6 protein-coding genes and 2 pseudogenes are annotated in these 5,880 nt (G+C 68.9%); 5 read left to right on the top strand and 3 right to left on the bottom strand.

All coding sequences use genetic code 11. From position 1 onward, the window contains the following. Nucleotides 1-435 precede the first annotated feature (435 nt). From ACFHWS_RS28220 to ACFHWS_RS28210, 3 genes and pseudogenes are all read left to right on the top strand, one after another. Nucleotides 436-1,536 carry a carboxymuconolactone decarboxylase family protein gene (locus tag ACFHWS_RS28220; RefSeq protein ID WP_416569547.1) on the top strand — a complete coding sequence of 367 codons (1,101 nt, stop codon included), beginning with the start codon at nucleotides 436-438 and terminating at the stop codon, nucleotides 1,534-1,536. Nucleotides 1,537-1,651: 115 nt separating this feature from the next. Beyond that, nucleotides 1,652-1,873, top strand: a pseudogene (locus ACFHWS_RS28215) (DUF1702 family protein); the annotation flags it as partial. Between the two features lie 133 nt (nucleotides 1,874-2,006). Continuing rightward, nucleotides 2,007-2,758, top strand: a pseudogene (locus ACFHWS_RS28210) (DUF1702 family protein). On the opposite strand, the gene ACFHWS_RS28205 reads toward ACFHWS_RS28210, so the two are convergent. Next, nucleotides 2,646-3,146 (bottom strand): winged helix-turn-helix transcriptional regulator, encoded by a 501-nt coding sequence (locus tag ACFHWS_RS28205; RefSeq protein WP_416556674.1) that lies wholly within the window; start codon nucleotides 3,144-3,146, stop codon nucleotides 2,646-2,648. The pseudogene ACFHWS_RS28210 and the gene ACFHWS_RS28205 overlap by 113 nt on opposite strands. A 288-nt stretch (nucleotides 3,147-3,434) precedes the next feature. Here ACFHWS_RS28205 and ACFHWS_RS28200 point away from each other — a divergent pair, with 288 nt between their 5' ends. Continuing rightward, nucleotides 3,435-3,701, top strand: a complete 267-nt coding sequence (locus ACFHWS_RS28200) for a DUF6444 domain-containing protein (protein WP_416569546.1) — start codon at nucleotides 3,435-3,437, stop codon at nucleotides 3,699-3,701. Between the two features lie 527 nt (nucleotides 3,702-4,228). After that, nucleotides 4,229-4,828: a hypothetical protein gene (locus tag ACFHWS_RS28195; protein WP_416556675.1), complete on the top strand. Its 600-nt coding sequence runs from the start codon at nucleotides 4,229-4,231 to the stop codon at nucleotides 4,826-4,828. 65 nt (nucleotides 4,829-4,893) lie between these two features. Here ACFHWS_RS28195 and ACFHWS_RS28190 read toward each other — a convergent pair whose 3' ends face one another. Continuing rightward, nucleotides 4,894-5,034, bottom strand: a complete 141-nt coding sequence (locus tag ACFHWS_RS28190) for a hypothetical protein (RefSeq protein ID WP_416569545.1) — start codon at nucleotides 5,032-5,034, stop codon at nucleotides 4,894-4,896. Nucleotides 5,035-5,295: 261 nt separating this feature from the next. Further along, a complete protein-coding gene (locus ACFHWS_RS28185; RefSeq protein WP_416569544.1) occupies nucleotides 5,296-5,805 on the bottom strand; it encodes a hypothetical protein in 510 nt (169 codons plus the stop codon). Nucleotides 5,806-5,880 lie beyond the last annotated feature (75 nt).

Here is a 5,880-nt window from a genome sequence, read left to right as displayed (position 1 = left end):
GAAACGATCTCCTGTGTCATCGGGCTGCACTTCTACAGGATCGCCTGTGAATAGACCTCATCGTCTCGATGGCGCGCAGAACTGCCTTCTCAGACGTATCCTGCATTGTTTGCTCCCTCAGTCAGAAACCGCGCAGCAAGGATCGATTCTGGCATTTGACAGATCTGAGACGGTGGGTGATCGGGCGAGCTTCGTGTCGCGCTCTACCCGTGCCCGATCTGCCTATCAGGCTAACCGTGGCCGAGTTGGGCAAGCAACCTGCGTGGGCCTGAACGGCGTGGCCAGCGCAATATTGAAGTAGTTACTGGATATCAGAGATTTTCAATCTCGACAGTTTCGGGCAAATGTTTGTTCGATATTGCTGCCCTTGCCTCAGGCGCGGGCTTTCGGTGCCCGGATCTGCTGATACTGGCCACTTAGGCGGAAGGAGTCGTCATGATCGTCGGCCGCGTCGCAGCCTCAGTCGTGCAACGTCAGGTCCGCCATGTCACCCCGGTGCCCGCACGTTCGGCAAGTGGCCTGGTCGAGCGGGTGTACGAACAGGTCGCGGAGGAGATGCGCCTGGTGATCCCGCCGGCACTCATGCACTCGCCGTCTCCCCAGGTGCTTGCCGCGTACTGGATGCTCATGCGCGAACCGCTGCTGGTCAGCGGCACCCTCGACCGTGGCTCGAAGGAGGCCGCGGCGGCGGCCGTCGCGGTCGCCACGATCTGCCCGTATTGCGTGGACATGCACTCGGGCAGCATGTACGACCTGGCCGGCGAGCACGACGCGGACAAGATCTCCGCCGACCGGTTCGGCGAACTGCGCGATCCCCGGTTGCGCGAGATCAGTCAGTGGGCGCGCGGCGCGCAGGAGGCGCCAGGCGGTCTCCCGCTGCCGGCCTGGCTCACCGCGCAGCAGCAGGCAGAGCTGATCGGCACGGTCACCGCCATGCACTACCTGACCCGGATGGTGAACGTCTTTCTCGCAAGCTTCCTGCTCCCGCCGGGCCTCACCGGGCGGGCGCGGCAGCGGATGAAGCAGGGCCTGGGCCGGCTGCTGCGCGAGACGCTACGCGCACACCGCGAGCCCGGCCGCTCGCTCGAACTGCTGCCGGACGCGCCCGCGCCGGCCGACGCAGCATGGGCGGCGGGTAGCCCGTACATCGCCGGTGCGATGGCCCGGGCCGCCGCGGTCTTCGACGCGGCCGGTGAGCGGTGGTTGACCCCCACAGTCCGTGCCGTGGTGTCCGGGCACCTCGACGGCTGGCGCGGCGCGGACACCGGAATCTCCACGGCCTGGTGCGAAGAACTGCTCGCCGGGCTCGGTCCGGCCGACCGGCCGGCCGGCCGGTTCGCGCTGCTGACCGCGGTGTCGTCACACCAGATGGGCGACGAGACGGTCGCCGAGTTCCGGCGTCACGTGCCCAGCGACGAGGCCCTTGTGGAGGTTGCCGGCTGGGCGGCTTTCGAGGCCGCCCGCCGCCTGGGAGCCCGGCAGCAGGCCGCTGCCCACCAGGCACACCAGGAGACGTGCAGGCCCGGTGCCGCGTAACACGATGAAGTCTAACCCGCACATCGCGTGATGAGGTCATCCCGATGTCGACTGTCCTAGGTCCACTGCGCAGGCTGGTCCTGATTCCGCCGTTCGGCGACGTGAGCTTCGCCGGCTGCGGATTTCCCGTCACCCCCACCGACGCCCCCGCACTCTCGAGGCCATCCCGCACGCCGTCTGCGGCTTCGAATGGGGTATCCACCTCAAGGACCGATGGGGGCTGGAGCGCCGGCTCGACATGGTCGACGCCGAACTGCGCGGCTTCGCGCACGAGGGCGCCACGATGGCGCTCGCCGTACGCGACGCGATGGCCGCCGGTCGCGGCACCCGCACCCGGGAGCTACTGCGCGGACCAGGTCTGCCGCACACCTTCCTCACCTACATCGGCATCGGTCGCGATGGCCCGGCTGCCCCGCCCGTTGTAGCGTGGCGTCCTGCCCGACCCGACCGGCACGCCGTACTTCCCGACCATGAGCTGGCTGGCCATCGACGGCTACGGCTTCGACCGCGCCTACTTCGAGACCGCGCGGGTGGTCGCTGCCAGCAGCGCCCGGCGCCGTATCCGTGGCAGGGCCGGGCCGACTACTTCCCGCGCGCGGTCGACCAGGGTATCAGTCGGGTGCTCTGGTTCATCCACGGCGGCATCGCGCACCACGTCGACGCCGCGGTGCGGGCCTTCGCCGCCGAGCGGCACGCCGACCTGCGGAGCGGCGTGGGCCTGGCGGCCACGTTCGCCGGCGGCTGCGACTCGACCAGCCTGGCGGCGCTGCGCCGCGCGGCCGGCGAGCACTGGCAGCACCTGGCGCAGGGTGCCGTGTTCGCCGCCAAGGCCCGCGACTTCTCCGGCTTCGTACCCGGGCACTCGGCGGCGACATTGCACGCACTGACCGGCCTCACCGCGCCGGGCGCGGCAACGCTCGCCGACGACATCAGCCTGAGCCGGCCCGATCCGGCCGGTCTGCCCGACTACGAGTCACGGCGCCAGCAGATCCGCGACCACCTCGGTGCGCTCGTCCCTTCCCACCCCCAGCGGAGGTCGTTGCCGGGGCACCCTGCGCGCACAACTTCCTGCATGCGCACGTTCCAGCGCCCATGGTGCTGCCGGGTGGTTACGCGGAGTTGGCGGCAGCAAAGTAGGCGGCGGCCAGGCGCTTGCGGACGCTCGGTGATCGCACTCGGGATGCGGAGCCGCCGAGGTGTTGATGGCGAAGCTCGTCCATGAACTCCTGCCAGAGCGCGGGGCCGCCCTGAGTGAACAACTCGGCGGGAGCGCGTAGCGCGGAACGCGTGGGTCGATGGCGAAGCCCCCAGGTGCCGAGCTGCGCGAGGACGGGGACGACTTGGATCGCGGGTTCGGTCAGGCTGTAGCGTGCCCGCTGGCCGGGGCGGGCGTCCTCCCGGGTGAGCAGCCCCGCCTCAACAAGTCGCTTGAGTCGATCGGCGAGCGTGTTGGAGGCGATTCCCTCGAGCGAGTTGGCCTGCAACTGCCGGAAGTAGCGGCGGTCTCCGAAGGCGATGTCCCGCAGGACGAGGAGGCTCCAGCGATCGCCGAACACCTCGACGGCAACGTTGATCGGGCACTCCGACCGAGGCTCACGTGCATCGCCCATAGTGTCCGCACACTACCATCGCCCGGTGCCAGCGGCGCAACCAGCACTTGCGAGCCACAAGCACAGCGGGCCGCCGTCGATCCGAGTCGGACTCGAGACCCGCCGCTACAGAGCTTGAAAGGTAGATGTTCGTCGCCTTGTCGGCGTGATCCGGATCGATCGGTTGGGCAGGTCGAGGTGATGAGGTATCGCAACTAGATAGGTGCCGAATCTCGGTGATGCTGTCTGCTGTGGAGGCCGGTAGGTTGGCCAGCGAAGTCCGCCGATCCGCCGCCGTCGTAGGACGAGTTGTTGGCGTTGAATGCCGGGCTGGCCGTGCGGCTGGAGCAGGCGCTCACGCGGATCGCTGAGCTTGAGGACCGGTTGAAGCAGTCGTCTGGCAACTCGTCGAGACCGCCGTCGAGTGACGGGCTGGCCAAGCCGGCGCCGAAGTCGCTGCGGGGTCGTTCGGGTCGCCGGCCGGGGCGAGGGCACCACCCTGTCCCAGGTAGCCGATCCGGACGTGGTCGTGCGGCACGAGCCGGCGGTGTGCGCCGGCTGCGCGTGACGGGCTGACCGGCGCTGACGTGGTGGGCGTGGCCCGCCGTCAGGTGTTCGACGTCCCGAACCGAAACTGGTGGTGACCGAGCATCAGATCGTGACGCTGGTCTGTGGGTGTGGGCGCCACATCGCTGGCGTGGCGCCGGCCGGGGCCACCGCGCCGGCGGCGTACGGGCCGCGTCTGGCCGCGACCGGGGTATACCTGCCGCACGGGCAGTTCCTGTCGGTGTCGAGGACCGCGGACGCGGTGCGGGACCTGTTCGGCGTCCCGGTCGCCGCGGCGACCGGTGGCCTGCTGGGTCAAGCGCGGCGCACTCGGGATCATCGAGCACGCTCTGCCCGTGATCCGGGACGGGTCGCTGCCGCCCCAGTGGTCTGCTTCGACGAGACCGGCATGCGCGCCGACGGTCGCCTCGCCTGGCTGCACTCCGCCTCCACGCACACCGACGTGCTGTTGAAGGTCCACCGCAGACGCGGTGCCGACGGAATGAACGCGGCCGGGGTGCTGCCCGCCTTCGCCGGCGTCGCCGTGCACACGACGCGTGGGCCCCGGCACCTACACCGACGCGGTCCACACCCTGCGCAACGCCCACGAGCTACGCGAACTGGTCTACGTGGTCGACACCGCCACCGGGCAGGTCGCCGACCTCGCCGCTCAGGCCATCGACGCCCGGTTCGTGCGAATACGGGACCGACGCGCCGACTACCTGCGGTTCATCACCGACCCGGCCGTGCCGTTCGACAACCGCCTGACCCACCTGGCGCGCCTGCAGCTTCCAGGGTCCCACGGACCTATCCAGTTACTGAGGTATCCAGCTGCTGGAGGACTGAACGCAGCGGCCAGGGCGCGGCGGCAAGCGGTCCGGGAACGGGCCGTGGCCACGTTCGTTGAGGACCGGCCGACCGCAGAGATCGCATCTGAGCTGCGGGTTTCGGGGAAGTCGGTGCGTGGGCGGCGACGGCGGTGGATCGTAGGCGGAGTCGAGGCGCTGGCCTCGGCCGGGCCTGGTGGAGCCGACTGCAAACTCACCGCGGAGCAGCGGCGACAGCTTGTCGGCTTCCTGGACGAGGGGCCGGTCGTGCACGGTTGGGACGAGGCCCGCTGGACCCTGGCCCGGTCAGCCGCAGGCCGTCACCCTTGACCTGGGCCAGCAACGCGTCCAGTACCTGCTTGTCGATCAGATCCGCCACCGCCCGGCGGGCCGCCTCACGCGCCGCCGCCTCGTCCGGCACCGCCGCCGCCAAAGGCAGCCCGCGGCCCGTCAGCGGCGATCCGCCGCGTCAACGCCGCGACCTCCGCGTCGACATCGACGCCGGGGTCGTACTGCTCCACCGTTGAGAGTGTCATCGAAACTGGTCCTCACTGTGTCGACCGGCACCCACCGGTCATAACGGGCTTCTACTGACATCCGTTACACAGATCTCCCTACAGGCCCGTCGGAGAGGCGTAGCTGGCCAGGAACCGGCGAACGGTATGTGGCTCGTCGTTGGCGATGAACCCGGTCATGCGCCACCGGCCCACGGCGGCAGGACCCGTAGGAATCCGCCGTCCAGCTCGGCGAGCGACTCGGCCACACACCCCGCAAGTCCCAGCTCAAGCAACCTCCGGTCAACACGCAACCGCCCTGGGCTCGACCCGCAGACTGCCGACACCCGCGACGTGCTGTTTGTATGCCGTCATCTGCACCTCGAAACGTCCGGCGGTGTCCGCCGTCAGCCCCTCAGGGGTATCGGTGAAGGTGACCCGGGAGAAGAACTCTGCGATGTCGGAAGACTGCCACACGGGAGCGTAGAACATTGCATGAGCCATATGCCACGGGCCCAGCCAGGCAGCCCAACGTGCGTCCGGCAGAGTGGTGGAATCATATATGACGACTTCGCCGCCGCTGAGTGTGAAGCGCTCACGCTCGCGCCCTCCTACCGCGAACACCCCGGATCCCAAGGAAGAGAGGGGGGCCAGTTCGAACGCCCACATTTCGGCGGTCGTGTCGCGGCCTCCGTACTTGGGCATGTACCGGATGTGCCCCAACCACGGACTCAGCCGATCCCTGAACTCGTCATCCACCTCGAGCTCGACGATGGAGTTGTCGATCGCGCGAACGACCGTTGAGTGCGCCATGGGCCCTCCCTAGGCTCAATGCCACGTAGCTTAAGTTGATCTTGGTGGTGGCTGGACCCGGTAGATGTGGATGGT

The organism is Micromonospora sp. LOL_013 (assembly GCF_048060315.1).
In the GTDB taxonomy this organism is placed as follows: Bacteria; Actinomycetota; Actinomycetes; order Mycobacteriales; family Micromonosporaceae; genus Micromonospora_E.
This window is presented reverse-complemented; position numbering and strand designations above follow the sequence as displayed.

What these genes read in the sequence shown, in the direction of transcription:
- ACFHWS_RS28220 (WP_416569547.1), top strand. Translation starts at nt 436, where the DNA reads ATGATCGTCGGCCGCGTCGCAGCCTCAGTCGTGCAACGTCAGGTCCGC.
- ACFHWS_RS28205 (WP_416556674.1), bottom strand. Translation starts at nt 3,146, where the DNA reads ATGGGCGATGCACGTGAGCCTCGGTCGGAGTGCCCGATCAACGTTGCC.
- ACFHWS_RS28190 (WP_416569545.1), bottom strand. Translation starts at nt 5,034, where the DNA reads ATGACACTCTCAACGGTGGAGCAGTACGACCCCGGCGTCGATGTCGAC.
- ACFHWS_RS28185 (WP_416569544.1), bottom strand. Translation starts at nt 5,805, where the DNA reads ATGGCGCACTCAACGGTCGTTCGCGCGATCGACAACTCCATCGTCGAG.